Origin of the sequence: Bacillus sp. BD48 (genome assembly GCF_046566805.1) — a bacterium.
Taxonomy (GTDB): Bacteria; Bacillota; Bacilli; order Bacillales; family Bacillaceae; genus Bacillus; species Bacillus safensis.
Map to the genome: position 1 here is coordinate 12244 of NZ_JANGFM010000005.1, position 19325 is coordinate 31568.

The window sequence follows — 19325 nt, forward strand, 5'->3', positions numbered from 1 at the left end:
CTTCTCAGCTTCACGGAGTTCTCTGTGTGGGGCAGCTATGATGTACTCTTCTCTATTTGCGCTGTGTCTTTTTTCATCACGATCTTCAGCTGAATTGTTACATATTGTACTGCGCCTCGATCATAGCGTCAATGTTTTTTTCATGTTAATCCGCATAAATCATTTTTCTAGTCATGCCGCCATCAACGACCAAATCTGTGCCGGTCACAAATTGATTGTCTTCATCAGTTAAATAAAAACAGGCTTTCACAATATCCTTTGGCGTGCCGACTCGATTGGAAGGATGCTGCTGATGGTCAATTTCTCGAAGACTTTTCTCATCCTTCGTTTCAATCCATCCAGGGGAAATGCTATTCACCGTAATATGATCCTGACTAAAAGAAACCGCCAAGGCATGAGTAAGCGCGGAAATCCCGCCTTTTGATGCAGCATATGCTTCCGTATGAGGCTCTGACATGGTCGCACGGGTAGATGAAAGGTTCACAATGGAACCGCCTTTTGGATTCTTTTTGATATAACGTGCTGCTTCTCTAGCGCATAAAAAAGTCCCTCTTACATTTGTATGCAGCACATGATCCCACTCATCAACCGTTAATTCATAAGGCGATGCTGTGCACATGACGCCGGCATTGTTGATGAGAATATCAATCGTTTTGCAGCGCTCCGCCGCAAACGACATTAAGCGCTGAATATCCTTCTCCTGTTTCACATCCGTTTTGATGAAATAAACTTCATAGGACTCTTTTCTCAACTGCCCCTCCAAACGCTTTCCCTTTTCTTCATCTATATCCGCAAGCACCACCCGCGCCCCTTCTTTTGCATAGCCGCAGGCGATCGCTTCACCAATTCCATTGGCTGCGCCTGTGATGATGACGGTTTTATGTTGAAAATTCATCATTCATCCAATCCTTTCTCCATGAGATGTTGTCGTCTATCATACCATTTTGAGGAGTACGCATGAATAAAAAACCCTCTATCGCAATTGAGAGCCATAGAGGGTTTTTAAAAACTAAAATGAAACGAAGAAAAGTGATTAATAGGATCTGATATTTTTCAAACCAATCACCATAAAAACAATCGTAAAAGCAGCTAAAACTGTTATGTCTAATAATAAGATTGATTGGTTGACAGTACCGCTCATGATCTCACCAAAACCAGACATCATCCACGTTTGTGGTATAGCCAAAGAGATCTTCTTCATCATGTCTGGAACGATATCTAAAGGCCAATAAATACCACCCAGCATGCACGATCCTACAATGACAATTGCACTAAATACTTCAGCCTGCTTTTTTGTATGAGATAAGGTGGCAATCATAAAACCCAAACTCACAACAAGCCCTATAACAAATGATCCGAACACTAAAATAAGAAACAGATTGCCTAAATACACATGAAAGAACACAGATAAAACGGTCAAAAGAACACCCAGTTGTATCCATCCAAGAAGGAAATAAGCCATTAAATAGCCCAGCAGCACATATATTTTATGAATTGGGCTCGAAAGCAATCTTTGCCATGTATAATCTTTATACTCCAAATGAATAGATGACACAGAGCTTGAAATCGCAAACATCATAAACATAATGGTAAAGCCAAGTGGTATCAAATTTGGCTGCTGGCTTGCTTGACCATCTTGATTTTTTTCAATCAATGAAATGGTGCCAGATCCATTTAACTTGTTCAATGCATTGGTGAGAGAAACACTTTTCTGCTCTTTCACACCCTGATTGATTTGATAAATGATGGCTGCTGTCTCTTTTAAATAGGGAGATAAGACTGCATATTCCTCAGTTTTCTTATAAACTGTCACATCAAAAATCTCTTTATTTTCTTTTAGATGGGACTTTAATTGGTTTGCGACTTTCACAGACGCAACTACCTTTTCTTCAGATACTAAATCTTTTGCGTCGCTTTCAGTTGCCTTTACCCAGAGAAATTTGGTGTTTTTTTCGAGAATTTGAAAAATTTCTTGATCCAGTTTACCTTGACTCGGCTCTAGAATAAAAGCAACTGTCGGTTTCTTTGTATCAGATGCGGTACTACCAAAGATAAAACTAAATACGATTGGCATCACAAATAAAAAAATGAGGGTCAATGGGGACTTTAATGTTTCTTTTAACTTTAACGTTATAATGGCTAATATTTTATGCATAACGATGCTTCCTTTCAAAAGACATTCTTAATAAAGCAATGATGAAGAAAGCTAGTCCCATCCCACAGCTAAGTAATAATCCGCTTTGAATTTCACTAAAATCAGCACCAGCCATACTTTTCAAAAACATTTGAAGTGCAAGAGAATTAGGTAAAAAATAGCTGATATCAATCACCCATTGTGGGAATAAGTATAAGGGCACCATACTCCCGCCTAAAGCAGCTAACACTTGAGTTCCTAAAATACCCACACTGTTAAACGTTTTTTCTTTATTGATAAAAGAACCAATCAGCACCCCGAAACCCGCAGCATTTAATATAAAACTACATCCGATCATAACAACAGTAAAAGGCTCTCCCCAGTTCACCTTAAAGACTAAACTAGTAAATAAAATAATGACCGAAAGTTGAAACATACTCATCAAAACAATACCCAATAACTTCCCAACGATGTAATTCGTATTGCTTAATTTTGATACAATCAGCCTTTTATAAACATCGTCCTCTTTTTCCTCTATCATACTTCCTACTAGAAAAACAACAGTCATTAATAAAAAAAGCACCCCCATCCCGCCTGCGTAGTATTGGAAGGATGTAATCGGCTGGCTGTTGAGATGAATATTTCTCTCGTTCACCAGTTCTTTATTCAGTTGATCAGACACGATCTCCACTTCTTTACCTTGATTCAACGGCACCAGAATACGATTCATATGATAATTTTGATAGAATTGCAGAATCACATTTTCTAGAACCATTTCCTGTAAGGTTGAATTAGGTCCTTTCAAAATATTCAATTGCACATGATCATGATTCAATAGGCTTTTTTCAAAATCCGGCTTGATGATTATACCCATTGTAATGTCTCTACTATTTAAATCTTTCTCTAGCTGATTTTTCGAGGTGACCTTCACATCAAATATGTCACTAAGTTCACTCTTAGACAATGTTGAAAGAAACATTTTACTTGTAGCGGACTTGTCTTGATCTGTTATTCCTACTCGAAATGAATTGATCCTGATTTCACTATCTTTCTTCATGTTATCTCCAAATGCTGCACCTAAAATAGCAATTAATATGATAGGCATAAAAAAAAGTGTAAAAAAGCTTTTCTTATCCCTAAAAAACAATAATAGATCTTTCAGTACAACCCAAATGCTCATATGTTTACCTCCAAACAGCCTAATCCCTCAATTTTTTACTAGTTAAATATAAAAAAACATTTTCTAAGTTTGGTTCTACGATTTCTGCTGAAATAATTTGAACATTTAATGCAGTTACACCTTGAATGAGACGACTTAATAGCTGCTGAGGATGTTGATCAAATATTTTAATTTGATTTCCATGAATCACGATTTCCTTTAACGGATCTTCATCATTTATGTATTGGCACACACGATCTATTTCGCTCTGTCCATGTTCACGTTTAATAGTAAAAATAATTTCTCGTTGATTGCCAACAAGCTCACTTAATTCATGTTGATTCCCCATGGCAATGATCGATCCGTGGTCCAAAATGGCCATTCTTTCACATAAATATTCGACTTCTTCCATGTAATGACTAGTATATATAATTGTCATCCCTTCACTATTTAACTTTTTTACTGTTTCTAGTATGTGATTTCTTGATTGTGGATCTATGCCTACAGTCGGTTCATCCATGATTAATAGTTTCGGTTGATGCAAAATCGAGCATCCGATATTCACTCTTCTTTTCATTCCTCCAGAGAATACTTTCACTTTGTCATTTGCTCTATCTTCAAGACCAATTAACTGAAGTGTTTCTTGTACTCTGCTTTTTAACTCCTTTCCTTTGAGTCCGTACATTCTCCCCCAAAATATTAAATTTTCTTTCGCTGTCAAATGTAAATATAAAGCGATCTCTTGCGGAACAATACCAATCATTTGCTGTGCTTTTTTTGTTTCTTTGTTTAAATCTAAACCTTCAATCGTTACAGTACCGCTTGTTGCGCGGATAAGCCCTGTCAAGATGCCAATTAATGTGGATTTCCCAGCGCCATTCGGTCCCAATAGACCAAACGATTCTCCTTTTTTTAAGTGAAAGGTTACCCCTTTTAATACCTGTTGATCCTCATAATTTTTCTTAATGTCATGTACTTTTAGCAACCTATCTCTCTCCTCTATTCTGTCTATCGTTCTCTCACATAAAATCCCTTATAATAAATATCATCCAATCAAATCATAATATATAGTAAAAAAATTCTACTAAAGATGAATATTTCCAATCTGTTCATTTTAACATGTTACGGAATGCAGGAGAATAGTACAGGCTTTTTTAAATTTTAAAAATACAAAAAACTTACAAGGTATTCTTGTAAGTTTTTTAATCAACTTTTTGAAATCAATTTATGCGGATCAAATACAAACTTCAGTCATATTACAGCACAGGGGTCACCCTTCACAAATGTTCGAGTCTGTTTTGTCCAGCAAAGTTGAATCGACATTTTTATTCTTTCCTGAAAAGTGCGATCCAGTCATCCACCTCTATTGATTCTATTTTATCCTCTGTCATTTTCAATCTATAATATTGCTTTATTTTCTCGTTAGCATCTATCATGTATTTTGTAACGTTCTCTTCTTCCTTTAAAGTTTTCGTTGTTCGCTTGACCCATTCTTGAAAAGGATAACGTTTTTTTTGTTCCATTGATCTTACTTCTTTTATTCCCTCTTTTAAAAACAATTCCCGCCATTGTTCTGTAGATAAACAGGAGACATGACTTGGGTCTCTCAATCGTTCCAGCTGATTGATAAATAGTGCAAGCTCTTCATCATTTGGCGAAACATTATCAATAAAGAAAAACAGACCATTTGACTTTAATACGCGAGATGCCTCTTTGGCAAACTGTTCAGGGTGCGGGAAATGGTGTGCTGCAATTCGGCATGTGACCATATCAAATGTGCCATCTAAAAAAGGAAGGTTTTCCGCATCCGCTACTACATAAAAAATTTGTGGATACGTTTTTAAATGAAGTGATGTATTAGAAAGCATCTCTTTCGTTAAATCCGTCGCAAACACTTGATTCACATATGGGGCTAGTGCTTTTGCGGTATGCCCCCCGCCTGTTGCTATATCGAGTACGATCCAGCTTTCTTTTGGAGCTGTCCATTCAACAATTAGATCCAGGTCTGCTCCCTTTGCATGAGTTTGACTTGTCACATACTTTTCTGCATTTCTCCCAAATTGTTCTACCACTCTTCTTTTGGCCTGATCTGAATTCATCTGATTCCTCCCCTTTGAAATAGACTGGATTTTCCACAATAAAGAGCCGTCCCATTTTATTGAGCGGCTCCTTTCATGTTAAAAATTTATCGAGAAAGCATTCCGTGCGGGTCAATCACAAATTTCTTCGCCACACCCGAATCAAAGTCACTATATCCTTTAGGGGCTTGATCAAGGTCGATGACGGTTGCATTGACGGCTTTGGCAATCTGTGCTCTTCCGCTTAAAATGGATTTCATTAGACTGCGATGATATTGCATAACAGGGGTTTGGCCTGTCACAAAGGTATGAGCCTTCGCCCAGCCAAGTCCAATTCGTACTTTCAGAGAACCGACTTTTGCATCGGCATCCACTGCTCCTGGATCTTCTGTGACGTAAAGCCCTGGAATTCCAAGCTTGCCGCCAACTTTGGTAATATCCATAATCGTATTTAAAACAGTCGCAGGTGCTTCTCCCTGATCCCCATGACCCGAAGCTTCAAAGCCGACACAATCGACGGCACAATCAACTTCTGGCTCCCCTAAAATATGTGTGATTTGTTCGCCGATTCGATCGTGTTTTCGTAAATTGATCGTCTCGCAACCAAAGCTTCTTGCCTGCTCCAGTCTTTGCTCATTCAGATCTCCAACTATCACAGCAGATGCGCCAAGAAGCTGAGCCGAATGTGCTGCTGCAAGACCTACTGGCCCAGCACCTGCAATATAGACGGTAGAGCCCGGTTTTACGCCAGCCGAATAAGCACCATGAAAACCTGTCGGGAAAATATCGGAAAGCATCGTGAGATCAAGTATTTTTTCCATCGCCTGATCTTTGTCCGGAAATTTGAGCAGCTGAAAATCTGCATATGGCACCATGACGTACTCTGATTGGCCGCCAACCCATCCGCCCATATCTACATATCCATAGGCAGAGCCTGGACGGTCCGGGTTTACATTTAAGCACACATGGGTTTTTTGTTCTTTACACATGACGCAGCGTCCGCATGCAATATTAAACGGAACGGACACGAGGTCCCCTTTTTGAATAAACTCTACATCTCGTCCAACTTCAACGACTTCACCTGTAATTTCATGACCAAGGACAAGCCCTTCAGGTGCAGTCGTACGCCCTCTCACCATGTGCTGATCACTTCCGCAAATATTCGTCGTCACTACTTTTAAAATGACGCCATGCTCACATTTGCGCCCCACATTGGCTTTAGGTACACCCGGGCCGTCTTTTAAGACCAAATCAGGGTATCCAATATCCTCAACTGCTACTTTTCCTGCTCCTTTATAAACGACACCTTTGTTTCCCGACATGATTTCATTCCTCCCTTTTGTTTAAAAATGAAGTCTCTACAATTTTCTCTATTTCTTAAGCAATTTCCTTCTTCAAACAGCACATTATGTGAAAAAGAAGGAGGTACATGTCTACGTGAGAAAGAAAAATGTGTCTTCCAGTGAAATAAAAAAGAAAATATTGAAAAAAAAGCTAAACTTTTGCAGAATGGTGTCGATATAAGAAATAAGCCAGACAGGTATCCTTAATCGACAAACAAATTCCTTATATATACTATCATTCCTTACACACCTGGCTGGCGCCTACATCACATACAAAAGGCTCTTCTGATGAAGAGTCTTTTTATATTTTTACATTCGAATGCAGGCAAAGAGGCTCCTCTGACGAAGAGCCTCTTTTTTGATTGCTTGTTCATTACCTGGGAAATATTTTCATCATTTTAAGGCTTTGATACAGATGTATGTATCATAGTGATAAACCGAGACTTCTCTAAAGTGATACGCTGAAAATAGGCGGCTGATCTCTTGTTCACTGTACGATGAAAAAGATGTTGACCGTTTTTGTTCCTTTATCAGCTCCTGCTTTTGGAAGGATAAAAATACTTCTCCATCCACTTGAAGAACACGGTACACTTCCTTCATGACTTGCTCAATATCCTTCAAGTAATAGATCGTTTGCACCGTAAATAATTTATTGAATGATCTGTCATCAAAAGGTAATTGCTCAGCCTTACCAAGCGTAATAACGGCTTTGTCCTGTTCCGTTAGCTTCTTATGTTTTCGTTTTGCATATTTAATCATATGACGAGAAGCATCTACCCCATATACTTTTCCGCGGTCAAGTTTTTCTGCTACCTTTGATAAGGTGATGCCTCTCCCAGTCCCAATTTCTAAAATTCGGTCATTTTCTTGTATATTTAAGAGTTGAAGCGTCCATTCATTGATATTATGATGATTTTTTTCCATATAGCGGGCAACCCATTTTGAGAACAAGCCTTTTGGTTCCCTCATCTGTTTTCCAATCCAGCTTTGAATCAATGTTAACACCTGCTTTTCACCAGTAAATAAACTATTTACAAATTTTCTTACTTTTCATATCGGCTCTCACCTAACAAAAATTAAGACCTAGTCCTAATTTATTTGTCCTTTATAAGACGCTCCTTTTCAGAAAATGTTTCGCAGAAAGTGAAATTTTTTTAAGCTGAATAGGCGTTTTCATTATTTGTGCTCAGATTGATTTCGTTTTCTGCATGAGCTGCATAATTTATAAATGTATCTTGATTAGATAAAGGTGGTGCTAGATTATGGGCTTTGGCGGTTATTCTGGAGGCTACTGCGGTGGCTACGGTGGCGGTTTTGCAGGCGGATTCGCATTGCTTGTTGTACTGTTCATTTTGTTGATCATCATTGGTGCAAGCTGGATTTGCTAACGTAAAAGGAGCAGGAAACCATGACGTTTCCTGCTCCTTTTCTTTAATACCAATAAGTCCGGTACTGATACATATAACGTCTGAGCATTTCCTCTTGCTCTCTTTGCATTCGGTATGGATTGCCGTACCCGTGCTTTAAGGAATGCGGAATTGATGCATACCCGTGCCCTACAGACGGAAACCTCATATATGGTGACATCGACATTCATTGATCACCTCACAATCTCCTTTTACGGTTATCATATGTGCAGGTGATCAATGTGGAGCGTGTCTAAACCTGGTCCTTCTCCCTCGTATAACAATCAAGCATTGCAAGCATCATAAACATGTCAATCTCCTCCTTTTCACATTTTTCATTTCTTGTTTTAGTTCATATACTTTAGTTGTTTCTGTTTCATTTCTTCATAAATTGTTTCGACTTCTTGTTCGTAAAGAACGGTCTCAATGTCCTTGTATTTACGCTTGATCGTCAAAGTAATAAAAAATAAATGGATTGTCATATACGCTCACCTCCCTTCAGTTCGCAGCACGCGAAAAAGCCCGCAGATCTTCTTTATCAGTTGACCTGCGGGCACACAAAAATGCAGATCAAAAGACAGTGTCTTCCAACCTGCAATGGATGATACGTGTGAAATCCTCGTTTACTTAAACAGTTTTGAAGCGTGCACCGTATAAGGCAAAGGAAGGACACGAACTCTTCCACAGGCTGATGACATGATGAAATTGTTGGTTGAATTGATCACAAGTAGATACGAATAACATATTCTTCAGCCTCCTTTACGTTTTTTTAATTACTTTGTAAGTATATCCAGCAAGCACCATTTTGTAAACCTGTTTTTAGTAATATAGATGATTTTTGTGTTTTTGACTAAATTTCTACAGTTATTCTTGTCCGATTGTCCAATACAATGAAAAAAGCCTCCTCAGGGCACATGAGGAGACTTTCGAATTAATCTTCATCTAATTCTTGCAGTTTCTTTTGAAAGAAAATCGCGCGTTTAACACAAACAAACGCTGCTAATAAGAAAATACAATCTATTCCCATCATCAGCATTTTTGGAGATGCTTCGATGTGCTGATTCGGTAAGATTGTACCAATATATAAAAAGGTGCTGACAGCAAGCAAAATAAAAGCGTACTGCTTGTAATCTGTCACTAAATCACTCCACTTTTTCTTCACTTGTTTCACCTTCCAGTTATCAATGTCTATTCATAGCTTAACATAGTGAGAGAAAGCGAGGAGCATGTAAATCTATCCATTCGCCAGCGCGCTTAGTCCTTGCTTCAGATCATTCAGTAAATCATCGATATCTTCAATTCCGGCCGAAATACGAATTAAACCATCTGTAATGCCGAGCTCCTCCCGGCGGTCTTTTGGAATGGACGCATGGGTCATTCGGGCAGGGACAGAAATTAAGCTTTCAACCGCTCCAAGGCTTTCTGCGATTGTAAACAGCTTCAGCTGGCTTAAAAATACATCGACATGTTCTTCTTTTCCAATATCAAAAGAGATCATGCCGCCGAAGCCTGACGCTTGTGTTTTCGCAAGTTCATGGCCAGGGTGAGTACCGAGACCTGGATAATAAACACGTGTGACGGCTGAATGTTGATCTAAAAACTCAGCGATTTTCTGTGCATTTTGTTGATGTGCTTCCATTCTTAGTCCAAGCGTTTTGATCCCTCTCATGAGAAGCCATGAATCCTGAGGTCCAAGAATTCCGCCTGTTGAGTTTTGAACAAAATGGAGTTCTTCTCCAAGTTCTTTCGTCGCTGTGACGACAAGCCCGCCTACAACATCACTATGGCCGCCTAAATATTTAGTCGCACTGTGCAAGACAATGTCCGCGCCATATTCAATCGGCTTTTGGAAATACGGTGTGAAAAATGTATTATCGACAATCATCAAAATGTTGGCGTCCTTTGTCAATTCGCCAATGGCTTTTAAATTCGTCATTTTGAGTAAAGGATTGGTTGGTGATTCAATGTAGACGGCTTTTGTTTCAGGTAAAATGGCTTTTTTCACTGCTTCAGGATCACTTGTGTCAACAAAGGTTGCATGAATGCCAATGCGGTTTAGCACCTTTGTGATGACGCGGTAAGTTCCTCCGTACACGTCATCTGTCAGGACAATATGATCTCCGCTGTTAAACAGCATCATCACAGCCGTAATGGCTGCCATCCCTGAACCAAATGCGTAGCCGCTTGCTCCTCCTTCAAGATCACGAATGACTGTTTCCAGTGCTGTTCTTGTTGGATTTGCTGTTCTGGAGTATTCATACCCCGTATGTTCGCCTGCTTTCGGCTGTTTATAAGTACTCACTTGGTAAATCGGAACAGACACGGCACCTGTTCTTTCATCACCCGTTGTTCCGCTGTGAATCATCATTGTTTTTGGTTTCATGCTATTTTCCTCCCTCATAAATTCCTTTACTTAAATATCGCTCACTGCTGTCAGGAAAAATGGTGACAATGACTGTCCCAGGGGCTGCTTTCTTTGCTTCCTCTAAAGCGGCAAATAAAGCGGCACCAGAAGAGCTGCCGATGAGAACACCTTCTTTTTCAGCTGCTTCTTTCACCATTCGAAACGCATCATCATCACTGACAGTGTAAATCTCATCGAATAAAGACTGTTCCATATAATCTGGGATAAATTCAAGGCCAATTCCTTCCGTTCTATGCGAGCCCGGGTCTCCACCATTTAAAATTGAACCTTCAGGCTCCACAACCACTGTTTTTATCGCCTGATGCTGCTCTTTTAAATAGGCAGCACAACCTTGAAAAGTCCCTCCAGATCCCGCTCCCGCCACGAATACATCGATATTCCCTTTTAAGTCAGACCATAACTCCGGACCGAGCGTTCTGTAGTAAGTCAATGGATTTACTTGGTTTTTGAATTGTAAAACACAATAGGCATTGTCGAGGCTTGCCTCTAGTTCAAGGGCTCGATCAATCGCACCCTTCATGCCTTCTTTTCTCGGCGTATGAATAATCTCAGCACCGAGCGCCTTCATCACCTGTTGTTTTTCTTGACTAAAATGTTCTGGTACACAAAAAATGGTCTGCAATTGATGCTTCCTTGCACTTAAGGCAAGCCCAATGCCTGTGTTTCCAGCAGTCGCTTCAATAATGGTTCCGCCTTTTCGCAGTTTGCCAGATGCCAATGCTTCTCTAATGAGCATATCACCTAATCGATCCTTAATACTTCCACCTGGATTCATCATCTCAAGCTTTGCATACACCTCAACGCCTTCTGGGATGCCAATCCCTGACAGCTTTAAAAGCGGTGTGCGGCCAATTAATTCTGTAATATCCTTTATGACAGCCATATGATTCCCTTCCTTTGCATGGAAAAGAAGGGGGAAACCCCTTCTTTTATTGTGTTTGCTTTATCATACGCAAGACAAGGTCGGTTGAGTGAATCGCTGCTTGCTCAAGGAATTGATCAAAGGAGATATTGGATTCTTTCCCTGCAATATCTGATAGCGCACGAACGACAACAAATGGCGTGCCAAAGAGCTGGCAGACTTGTGCAACGGCTGCAGCTTCCATTTCCACTGCATATAGCTCTGGAAACTTCTCTCTTACAAACGCTACACGATCCGGATCATTCATAAATGAATCCCCTGTTGCAATCGTTCCTTTTGCGACTTGAATATGATCGATCTCTAAAGCAGATTCCTCTGCCAGCTTCACAAGCTTTTCATCTGCAATGAAAGCAGCTGGAAGTCCCGGCACTTGTCCATATTCGTAATCAAAGATGGTCACATCTACATCATGATGTCTCACATCAGTAGAGATGACAATATCACCTACATTTAATGAGTGATGGAAACCGCCAGCAGATCCTGTATTGATCACATAATCTGGCTGAAAGCGGTCAAGCAGTAATGTTGTGCTGACCGCTGCATTTACTTTTCCAATCCCCGATTTTAATAAAATCACTTCTTTATCTTCATAAACACCTGTTGTAAATTCACACCCAGCGATGTTTTCTTGTGTAGCATTTTTTAGTTGATCTCTTAAAATCGTCACTTCTTCTTCCATTGCACCTATGACTGCGATTTTCAAATCAAAAACATCCTTTCATTCCCTTTTCTTCGCTTCTACGATCCAAACAAAATCATTCATTTGATGAAAGGACGTGCTAAAACCTTCTTCTTCAAAGATTTGCTTTAGCACATCAATGGATGGATAATATTCCGTTTCTAAATCCTCTGCAAGCTGATCGAACCCTGCGGCTCTCGCTTTGTTGATCTCAGCTTGATGTGCTGCTTGATTTTGAAACATTGTATCAGCAAAGACTATTTTACCATCTGAGTGAAGGATGTTGCTATAGGTGTGAATGGCTTGTTTTTTTTCTTCGTCCGTTAAATGGTGGAAAGCATATGAGCTGACGATCGTATCTGGCTCAAAAGGCGGTACTGGAAATGATAAAAAATCCCCATCATGAAATACATCTGGTACTCCTTTTTGAAGAGCCGCTTTCTTCATGGCATCTGATGGTTCAACACCAAACACGTTTTTATCAGCTGCAAGCAGTAGCGCTGTTAGATTCCCCGTACCGCTTCCAAACTCAAGAATATATTGGCCTGAACGGCGGGCAATCTCTTTTAAAATGGCCGGATACCGGCGAAACACTTCTTTATACTGCTCATCATGACCACTTACCGTGTCGTCATAAGAGTCAGCCCAATGATCAAATAAAGAAAGAAACTCACGTCCCATTTTCTTTCCCTCCACTTTATCTATTTATTCCTATGCGTATAGTATGTTTTATTCCGTCGAACAGTTCCTATCCTACCACAACTTCTGTTTCTTTCCTACTAAAAAATACTGGGAGAGGCAGAAAAATATTTGCCCTTCTGAGGGAGAGAGATTAAGATGAATGAAGAGTATAGAGAGGTGAATCAAATGGATTTTCAGCTGGATTTTTTAAAGGACAAAATTGAATTTTTTGAAGCATCGTCTTTAAAAGAACTTGAACAAAAGATCCAAAAACAAATTGAGCATAATCAGGCGATCCTGCTGACCGTTCATTCTGTCAGTCATCAAACGACTGTGATCGATGAGCGGATTTTGTATACAGCAGTTGTTCATTTTAAAGCAAATGTCTAAACAAAAAAGATAGCATATCTGCTATCTCAGCGTGTAGACAAACCCTCGCATTCGGTGTCAGGTCTGCAAAGGTTTTCTATACGGCTGAAAAGAAGACAAAAGGGCTAAAATAAAGATCATTTTAGCCCTTTGTCTTCAATCTGAAAGATAGCATATCTGCTATCTTTTTTTCATGTTTATCTTAATTTTTCAACCTTCACAGGTTTCCAGCCTTTTTCATCTACCCACGTAATTTCCACGCGGTAGCGTTCACCTGTTGATTTATCACGAATGGTTCCTTTTGCATCTTGAGGACCTCCGTTATTTCCTAACCAAAGAACAGTCATTTGATCTTCTGAAATTCCTGTCGCATAAGACATGGCTTTGATCATTTCTTTCCAGTCTTTTGAGCTCGAATCATAGGTTGCTGTATGTGAACCGGATTGCTCTGTTCCTACAGGCTCCCAGTCATCATTTTCGTATGTTTTGTCTACGTCACTCGTTTTGCCGCCATCTGTTTCTTTGGCGTCTTTTAACGCATCTTTATTAGGTTTCTCTTCATCATCTGTCTTCTTCGTTTCGTCGTCTTGATCAGTTGAATCATCTTTTTTTGCATCTGAATCATTGGATGTGTCTTTCTTTGGATCTTTCACATCTTCTTTTGAGTTTTGTTTATTTTCACTTGTTGCAGGTGCCGTTTTTGATGGCGCATCCGCTACATCTGGATCTTTCGGCTTATTAAAAATTAACAAACTCGATGCGACAACCAAAATAAGCACCACAACGATACCAATTAATATGTTAAGCACCATATTTGCCTTTCTGCGCTTATCACGATGTTCAAATCGAGAATTTCTACTCAAAATCTCTGCACTCCTTTGCCTCTGTTCCCTAAGTCGTTACTATTCTAACATGTCATGAAGGGATGTTCTATGTCTGTTTCATTTCAATTTCATTGACCTTTTTTACAATATCATAAAACGCATCATTTGTCTTAGCCCGGCCACTTGTCTCGTCAAGGTGAACAACGACAAGGGCGTATTTTGGTTTTTCTACCGGAAAGTATCCAGCAAACCACTTATGATAAAGCGGATTCCCCTTTTTGTCTTGACTGCCGGTTTGGGCAGTACCTGATTTTCCCGCTACATCGTATGGCAAATCTTGAAACCTTCTTCCGGTTCCCTTGTCAGAGGTCACCACCTGTCTTAAGTATTTTTGCAGCTTTTGAGCTGTATAGCGGTCGATGCTGCCCGCTTCAGGTCGTTTGTTTTGAAAGGACAGCATCGTTGTTCCGTTTTGATACAGCACTTTTTCTGCGATTTTCACTTCTTTTCGTTCTCCTCCTCTTGCGATCGTAGCCATCATATTCGCGATTTGCAGAGGAGTTGTTTTGACATTTTTTTGTCCTATTGCGGTTTGTGCAATGGCTTTTTTGACATGCTTGTCTCTTTTATCTCCCCACACACTGCCTGTTTCTTCACGATCAAACTGTTTGAAGTGCTGCTTATGATAGACATCCCCTTCCCAGCCAGCTCGATCTATGAGTCCAAGCTTTGAAGCCGTCTTTTCGATGATTTGATCATCTGTTTGAATGAGCCTTTCAGCAAGTGTCGCAAAGGTATAATTGCAGCTCTGCGAGAAACTGTCAGTCAGATTCATCACTTTCTGTTTTCCTTCAGGCTCTCCATATAAATTCTTTCGACAGTCATACATGGTTTGTGGCTGGTCAAGGTTTTTTTCGATTGCTGCGGCAAGCACTGCCGTTTTAAAGACAGAGCCTGGTGCAATGGCTGTCAGCATGTAATTTCTTGCCTCATGCCGGTTTTTACTTGTGACATTTGGGGTACTCGCCATCGCCAGCACACTGCTGCTTTCAATGTCGAGCAGAACAGCACCGCCTTTTTCAACGCCTTGTTCTTTGAGCACCTTCTCCATTTCAGCCTGCATGTCTTCATCTATTGTTGTCTGTACCTGAAGTGGGTAAAAGGAATGAGCTTCTGCTGTATATTTGACGTCCATACCGAACAAAGGGTTTCCCCTTCCGTCCACATGATATAACAATTTTGTGTCTTGCTCGGGTAATAGAAATTCGTCAAAGGTGCTTTCCAGCCCAAATGTGCCGATTTCAGTACGAATAGAAAGCTCTTTTTTGTCAGGATAACGCTTTCTGAGTAGTTCTGGATTCTCACTTGTGAAGCCTAATGTGTGGAGGGCAAGTCTTTTTTTGTCCTTCTCTTTCATATATACGCCGTACACACCTGAATATTTCATATCATTGATGTCTTTCAGCTTTTTTTTCGTGATGTCATCTTTTAAAATGAGAGGTTTTTTTGTTTCTGTCAGCTGTTTTTTGAGTTCATCTTCTTCCATCTCAAGAATAGAGGCGGTTTGCTGTAGGTGCGGAAGATCATATTGCAGGAAAGGAAATAAGATAACCGCGGGCTGTTCTTTTGTAAGTAGCGCTTGGCCGTTTCGATCTAAAAACTCACCGCGCCCGTCTGAAATAACGACTTCTTCTGTTCGCTGTTTGACACTTTCTTGTATTAAATTGATATCAAGCTTTGAAAAAGATTCTGTGAAGAACAGCTGAATTTCTGCCAGTCTAAACAGAAGACCGAGCAATAGTATAAAAATAATTGCACCTGTCCATTGAATTCTTCTTTTTTTGCGCATAAAAACACCTCGTCCCTATTGTGGACGAGGTGTTTACCTGATAAACGTGATTATGAAATTTTTACAATTTGGACGAACATTTCTCCGCCAGGTGTTTGAACGGTTACTTTGTCGTCTACTTGTTTACCTAAAAGGCTTTTTGCAATAGGTGAATCGTTTGAAATCTTGCCTTCGAACGGATCAGCTTCTGCACTTCCAACAATAGTGTAAGACTCTTCTTCACCGTCTGGTAATTCAACGAATGTCACTGTTTTACCAAGTGAGACCACGTTTGAATTTCCTTCATCTTCGATAATTTTGGCATTACGAATCATATTATCAAGCGTTGTAATACGGCCTTCTACAAACGCCTGCTCTTCTTTAGCAGAATCATATTCCGAGTTCTCAGAGAGGTCTCCAAAGCTTCTAGCGATTTTAATACGCTCTACAACCTCTTTACGTTTAACCGTTTTCAAATGTTCAAGCTCTTCTTCTAATTTACGTTTTCCTTCTTCTGTCATTGGAAATACTTTTTCTTGTGCCATGAATCATTCACTCCTTCTATTAATCCTCATCATACAAACTTTCTGCATGTGAGTGACGACTGAAATATACAAGAATGAGGACATGTTCAGGCCCTCATTCCTTCTGTCCCATATTCGTAAAAGTCCATCTTACATGGCGTCCCTTTTAGATGCAACTATTATGCCTTTTATTAGACAGGACCACTCGCAGCGGTCTAAAATCGCACAAACTGTGGAAAGGCACAGGAAACTCCTGTACCTCGTTCGGCCATTTCGATCATATGTAGAAGAATAGCTTATCCATTCTCCATCTTCCAATACATAATATGGTCAGTGTACGATATGTCTATGCTATATTATTACAAAATTGCTTTTTGATCAAGAATTGTTTGAAAATTTGTGATGATTTGTTTGTCGTTTTTTTAATATACTTTTTTAACTTGATTCTTTCGCTATGTGGTAGTGATTTCTCCATCTCTTCTTTTCTTCATTGTTTTACTATCATATCAAACCCTCAAAATTCTTTCTGAGAATGATGCTTTAATAAATGTTCACATATTATTAACAAATATTAACAAGGAAATATTTGGTTTTTGTTGAATTCTATCAATGCAAGACCAAATACATGCTAGGGAGTGTTTTGAATGAACATGAAGAAAACAATTGTTTCTGTTCTATCCATCTCTACCTTATCTTTTTCACTAATGGGCATGGCTTCAGCCAAAGAAACAGCGGATTTCACAGTCAATAGCTGCTCTTCGGGATTGAAAACATTAGATGTAATTTCGATTCAAAATTACGATTTACCTATGAGAGTTGGCGAGCAGTGCTCAGTCTATAATGCTGCAGCAACTCGTTATTGGACAGATAACCAGAGTGTTGCTACTGTTAACTCTTTTGGAGTAGTAACCGCTCATTCACGTGGCGATGCCACTATCACTCTTTATAAAGGAACGTCTGTCTTAGGACAAGTTTATGTGAGAGTTTGGTAAGATGATGCTGAAAAGACCTTTACACTGTAAAGGTCTTTTTCTTCTCCACCATTACTCTGCTCGGTTTTGAAGAATGGTTTGAATTTTTGTGACCATGAGATCTATCGCCACATGGTTTTGACCGCCTTCTGGGATGATGATATCGGCGTATCGCTTTGTCGGTTCAATGAATTGATTATGCATCGGCCTGACAACAGATACATATTGTTCAATTACAGAATCGATCGACCGGCCTCTTTCCTTCGTATCGCGTAAAATGCGGCGGATGATGCGAAGGTCTGCATCTGTATCGACATACAGTTTAATATCCATTAAGTCTCTCAAACGTTCATCTTCGAGCGCAAAGATACCTTCTACGATAATGACATCCTTCGGCTCAACATGAACCGTCTCTTCTGAACGTGTATTTAGTTTAAAATCATATATTGGTTTTTCAATGGATTCGTACCTTAAGAGCTGTTCCAAATGCTCAAACATCAGGTCATTGTCGAATGCAAGCGGATGATCATAGTTCGTGAGCAGGCGCTCTTCAAATGGCATATGACTTTGATTTTTGTAATATAAATCTTGCTGAAGCATGAGGATGGAATGTCCTTTAAATTTTTCATAGATTGAATTGGTGACGCTCGTTTTACCTGAACCTGAGCCGCCAGCAATACCAATGACAACTGGTTTACTCCTCATGTGGCTGTTATTTCCCCTTTCTCATCATGTTGCTAGGGTATACTTTTTGATCAAGCTTGAATTTGACGATTTGCAGCGGATGACGAGCGGCATCTAGTTCATTTCCTTTTTCATCCCAAATCGTTTCAATTTTGCATGTGAAATTCTCAATTTCTGGTCCGAAGAATTCGACTTCGTCACCTTGCTTAAAGAAGTTACGCTGCTGCAATGTCACGATTTGTTCTTTCTCATCATAATGAAGAACAAGACCTGCAAAATCAAATGTCGTTTTCTTTCCATGAATGCCAAACATTTGTTCATCCGTTCCTGGTACGCCTTCGAAAAAGGCTGGCGCTGTGTCACGGTTTGCGCATTTATCTAATTCATCTAACCATTCCTGCTGAATGACAAAATTGTCTGGATCAGCACAATACGCATCAATGACTTTACGATACACACTCACAACAGTGGCAACATAATGAATGGATTTCATCCGTCCTTCGATTTTTAAGCTGTCAATTCCCATTTCGATCATTTGAGGAATGGATTCAACAAGCTTCAAATCTTTTGGACTCATCGCAAATGGCGCATCTTCCTCGCCAAATAATGGCGCTTCCTCAGAACCTTCTAGTTTATAAAGATCATAATCCCAGCGGCAGGACTGGCAGCAGCCTCCGCGGTTAGAATCTCTTGCCGTCATATGGTTACTGAGCACGCAGCGGCCAGAGTATGCGATACACATCGCACCGTGAATGAATGTTTCGATTTCAATATCGACTTTTTCTTTCATTTCTCTAATTTCTAGCGCACTTGTTTCACGTGCAAGCACCACACGCTCAAGCCCTTCTTCCTTCCAAAATTGAACAGCTTTCCAATTTGAAAGAGATTGCTGTGTGCTTAAATGGACTTCAAGTTTCGGTGCAACACGTTTACACGTTTCAATGATCAGTGGATCAGCTACGATAATGCCTGCAACTCCAGCGCCTTCAATCCCTTGAAGATATTCCTCCAGCCCGTCCATGTTTTCATTGTGGGCAAAGATATTCGTTGTCACATAAATACGTGCGCCATATTTATTTGCAAATGCGACGCCTTCTGCCATTTCTTCAATTGAAAAGTTATCTGCATTTGAGCGAAGTCCAAATTCTTTCCCGCCAATAAAGACAGCGTCAGCTCCGTAATGTACAGCAATTTTCAGCTTTTCCAAGTTTCCTGCGGGTGCAAGCAGTTCTGGTTTTTTTGTAATGACACGTTTCCCATCAATCATTTCAGAAATACCATCTTTCAATAATGCCATT

Annotated in this window: 22 protein-coding genes; 3 read left to right on the plus strand and 19 right to left on the minus strand. The window is 39.9% G+C overall.

Features of this window, described 5'->3' with window-relative positions; all coding sequences use genetic code 11:
* Positions 1 to 145 precede the first annotated feature (145 nt).
* The 7 genes from ACLGGR_RS14475 to ACLGGR_RS14505 form a co-directional block, all read right to left on the minus strand.
* Positions 146 to 895, minus strand: coding sequence for an SDR family oxidoreductase (locus ACLGGR_RS14475; RefSeq protein ID WP_410973337.1), 750 nt, complete (start codon positions 893 to 895; stop codon positions 146 to 148).
* 138 nt (positions 896 to 1033) lie between these two features.
* Positions 1034 to 2155: an ABC transporter permease gene (locus ACLGGR_RS14480; protein ID WP_410973338.1), complete on the minus strand. Its 1122-nt coding sequence runs from the start codon at positions 2153 to 2155 to the stop codon at positions 1034 to 1036.
* On the minus strand, positions 2148 to 3314 hold the full coding sequence (locus ACLGGR_RS14485; RefSeq protein WP_410973339.1) for an ABC transporter permease: 1167 nt from the start codon (positions 3312 to 3314) through the stop codon (positions 2148 to 2150). The genes ACLGGR_RS14480 and ACLGGR_RS14485 overlap by 8 nt, the downstream gene beginning before the upstream one ends.
* A gap of 19 nt (positions 3315 to 3333) precedes the next feature.
* Entirely contained in the window at positions 3334 to 4278 is a 945-nt protein-coding gene (locus tag ACLGGR_RS14490; protein WP_251216468.1) for an ABC transporter ATP-binding protein, read from the minus strand.
* A 340-nt stretch (positions 4279 to 4618) separates the two neighbouring features.
* Complete coding sequence (locus tag ACLGGR_RS14495; RefSeq protein WP_142945506.1) at positions 4619 to 5392, minus strand: class I SAM-dependent methyltransferase; 774 nt, start codon at positions 5390 to 5392, stop codon at positions 4619 to 4621.
* A gap of 86 nt (positions 5393 to 5478) precedes the next feature.
* Positions 5479 to 6693 carry a formaldehyde dehydrogenase, glutathione-independent gene (gene fdhA / locus ACLGGR_RS14500; protein WP_251216466.1) on the minus strand — a complete coding sequence of 405 codons (1215 nt, stop codon included), beginning with the start codon at positions 6691 to 6693 and terminating at the stop codon, positions 5479 to 5481.
* A 414-nt stretch (positions 6694 to 7107) separates the two neighbouring features.
* Complete coding sequence (locus ACLGGR_RS14505; RefSeq protein WP_142945735.1) at positions 7108 to 7710, minus strand: class I SAM-dependent methyltransferase; 603 nt, start codon at positions 7708 to 7710, stop codon at positions 7108 to 7110.
* A 266-nt stretch (positions 7711 to 7976) separates the two neighbouring features.
* Between ACLGGR_RS14505 and ACLGGR_RS14510 the strand changes: the two genes are divergently transcribed.
* On the plus strand, positions 7977 to 8102 hold the full coding sequence (locus ACLGGR_RS14510; RefSeq protein WP_008342643.1) for a YjcZ family sporulation protein: 126 nt from the start codon (positions 7977 to 7979) through the stop codon (positions 8100 to 8102).
* A 43-nt stretch (positions 8103 to 8145) separates the two neighbouring features.
* Here ACLGGR_RS14510 and ACLGGR_RS14515 read toward each other — a convergent pair whose 3' ends face one another.
* The 7 genes from ACLGGR_RS14515 to ACLGGR_RS14545 all read right to left on the minus strand — a co-directional run bounded on the left by ACLGGR_RS14515 (position 8146) and on the right by ACLGGR_RS14545 (position 12827).
* Positions 8146 to 8307 carry a hypothetical protein gene (locus tag ACLGGR_RS14515; RefSeq protein WP_155267112.1) on the minus strand — a complete coding sequence of 54 codons (162 nt, stop codon included), beginning with the start codon at positions 8305 to 8307 and terminating at the stop codon, positions 8146 to 8148.
* Positions 8308 to 8467: 160 nt separating this feature from the next.
* On the minus strand, positions 8468 to 8602 hold the full coding sequence (locus ACLGGR_RS14520; RefSeq protein ID WP_065214597.1) for a YrzI family small protein: 135 nt from the start codon (positions 8600 to 8602) through the stop codon (positions 8468 to 8470).
* Positions 8603 to 9051: 449 nt separating this feature from the next.
* Positions 9052 to 9282 carry a YrhC family protein gene (locus tag ACLGGR_RS14525; RefSeq protein WP_410973340.1) on the minus strand — a complete coding sequence of 77 codons (231 nt, stop codon included), beginning with the start codon at positions 9280 to 9282 and terminating at the stop codon, positions 9052 to 9054.
* 72 nt (positions 9283 to 9354) lie between these two features.
* On the minus strand, positions 9355 to 10503 hold the full coding sequence (locus ACLGGR_RS14530; protein ID WP_410973341.1) for a bifunctional cystathionine gamma-lyase/homocysteine desulfhydrase: 1149 nt from the start codon (positions 10501 to 10503) through the stop codon (positions 9355 to 9357).
* A 1-nt stretch (position 10504) separates the two neighbouring features.
* The gene (locus ACLGGR_RS14535; protein WP_410973342.1) at positions 10505 to 11428 is read right to left on the minus strand and encodes a PLP-dependent cysteine synthase family protein; all 924 of its coding nucleotides are present in this window, start codon (positions 11426 to 11428) and stop codon (positions 10505 to 10507) included.
* Positions 11429 to 11474: 46 nt separating this feature from the next.
* Positions 11475 to 12170: a 5'-methylthioadenosine/S-adenosylhomocysteine nucleosidase gene (mtnN, locus tag ACLGGR_RS14540; RefSeq protein ID WP_024423101.1), complete on the minus strand. Its 696-nt coding sequence runs from the start codon at positions 12168 to 12170 to the stop codon at positions 11475 to 11477.
* 15 nt (positions 12171 to 12185) lie between these two features.
* Entirely contained in the window at positions 12186 to 12827 is a 642-nt protein-coding gene (locus ACLGGR_RS14545) for a class I SAM-dependent DNA methyltransferase (protein ID WP_323648069.1), read from the minus strand.
* A gap of 186 nt (positions 12828 to 13013) precedes the next feature.
* On the opposite strand from ACLGGR_RS14545, the gene ACLGGR_RS14550 reads away from it, so the two are divergent.
* Positions 13014 to 13217 (plus strand): YrzA family protein, encoded by a 204-nt coding sequence (locus ACLGGR_RS14550; RefSeq protein ID WP_048239190.1) that lies wholly within the window; start codon positions 13014 to 13016, stop codon positions 13215 to 13217.
* Between the two features lie 176 nt (positions 13218 to 13393).
* Here ACLGGR_RS14550 and ACLGGR_RS14555 read toward each other — a convergent pair whose 3' ends face one another.
* The 3 genes from ACLGGR_RS14555 to greA form a co-directional block, all read right to left on the minus strand.
* On the minus strand, positions 13394 to 14059 hold the full coding sequence (locus tag ACLGGR_RS14555; RefSeq protein WP_323648070.1) for a YrrS family protein: 666 nt from the start codon (positions 14057 to 14059) through the stop codon (positions 13394 to 13396).
* Between the two features lie 67 nt (positions 14060 to 14126).
* Positions 14127 to 15869, minus strand: a complete 1743-nt coding sequence (locus ACLGGR_RS14560; RefSeq protein ID WP_410973343.1) for a peptidoglycan D,D-transpeptidase FtsI family protein — start codon at positions 15867 to 15869, stop codon at positions 14127 to 14129.
* 50 nt (positions 15870 to 15919) lie between these two features.
* Positions 15920 to 16393: a transcription elongation factor GreA gene (gene greA / locus ACLGGR_RS14565; RefSeq protein ID WP_047202506.1), complete on the minus strand. Its 474-nt coding sequence runs from the start codon at positions 16391 to 16393 to the stop codon at positions 15920 to 15922.
* Between the two features lie 623 nt (positions 16394 to 17016).
* Between greA and ACLGGR_RS14570 the strand changes: the two genes are divergently transcribed.
* Positions 17017 to 17364 (plus strand): Ig-like domain-containing protein, encoded by a 348-nt coding sequence (locus tag ACLGGR_RS14570; protein ID WP_142945516.1) that lies wholly within the window; start codon positions 17017 to 17019, stop codon positions 17362 to 17364.
* Positions 17365 to 17415: 51 nt separating this feature from the next.
* On the opposite strand, the gene udk is transcribed toward ACLGGR_RS14570, so the two are convergent.
* Together udk and ACLGGR_RS14580 are read right to left on the minus strand one after the other, a co-directional pair.
* A complete protein-coding gene (gene udk, locus ACLGGR_RS14575) occupies positions 17416 to 18048 on the minus strand; it encodes a uridine kinase (RefSeq protein WP_024423106.1) in 633 nt (210 codons plus the stop codon).
* Between the two features lie 7 nt (positions 18049 to 18055).
* The gene (locus tag ACLGGR_RS14580; protein ID WP_024423107.1) at positions 18056 to 19324 is read right to left on the minus strand and encodes a peptidase U32 family protein; all 1269 of its coding nucleotides are present in this window, start codon (positions 19322 to 19324) and stop codon (positions 18056 to 18058) included.
* Between the last annotated feature and the right edge of the window lies 1 nt (position 19325).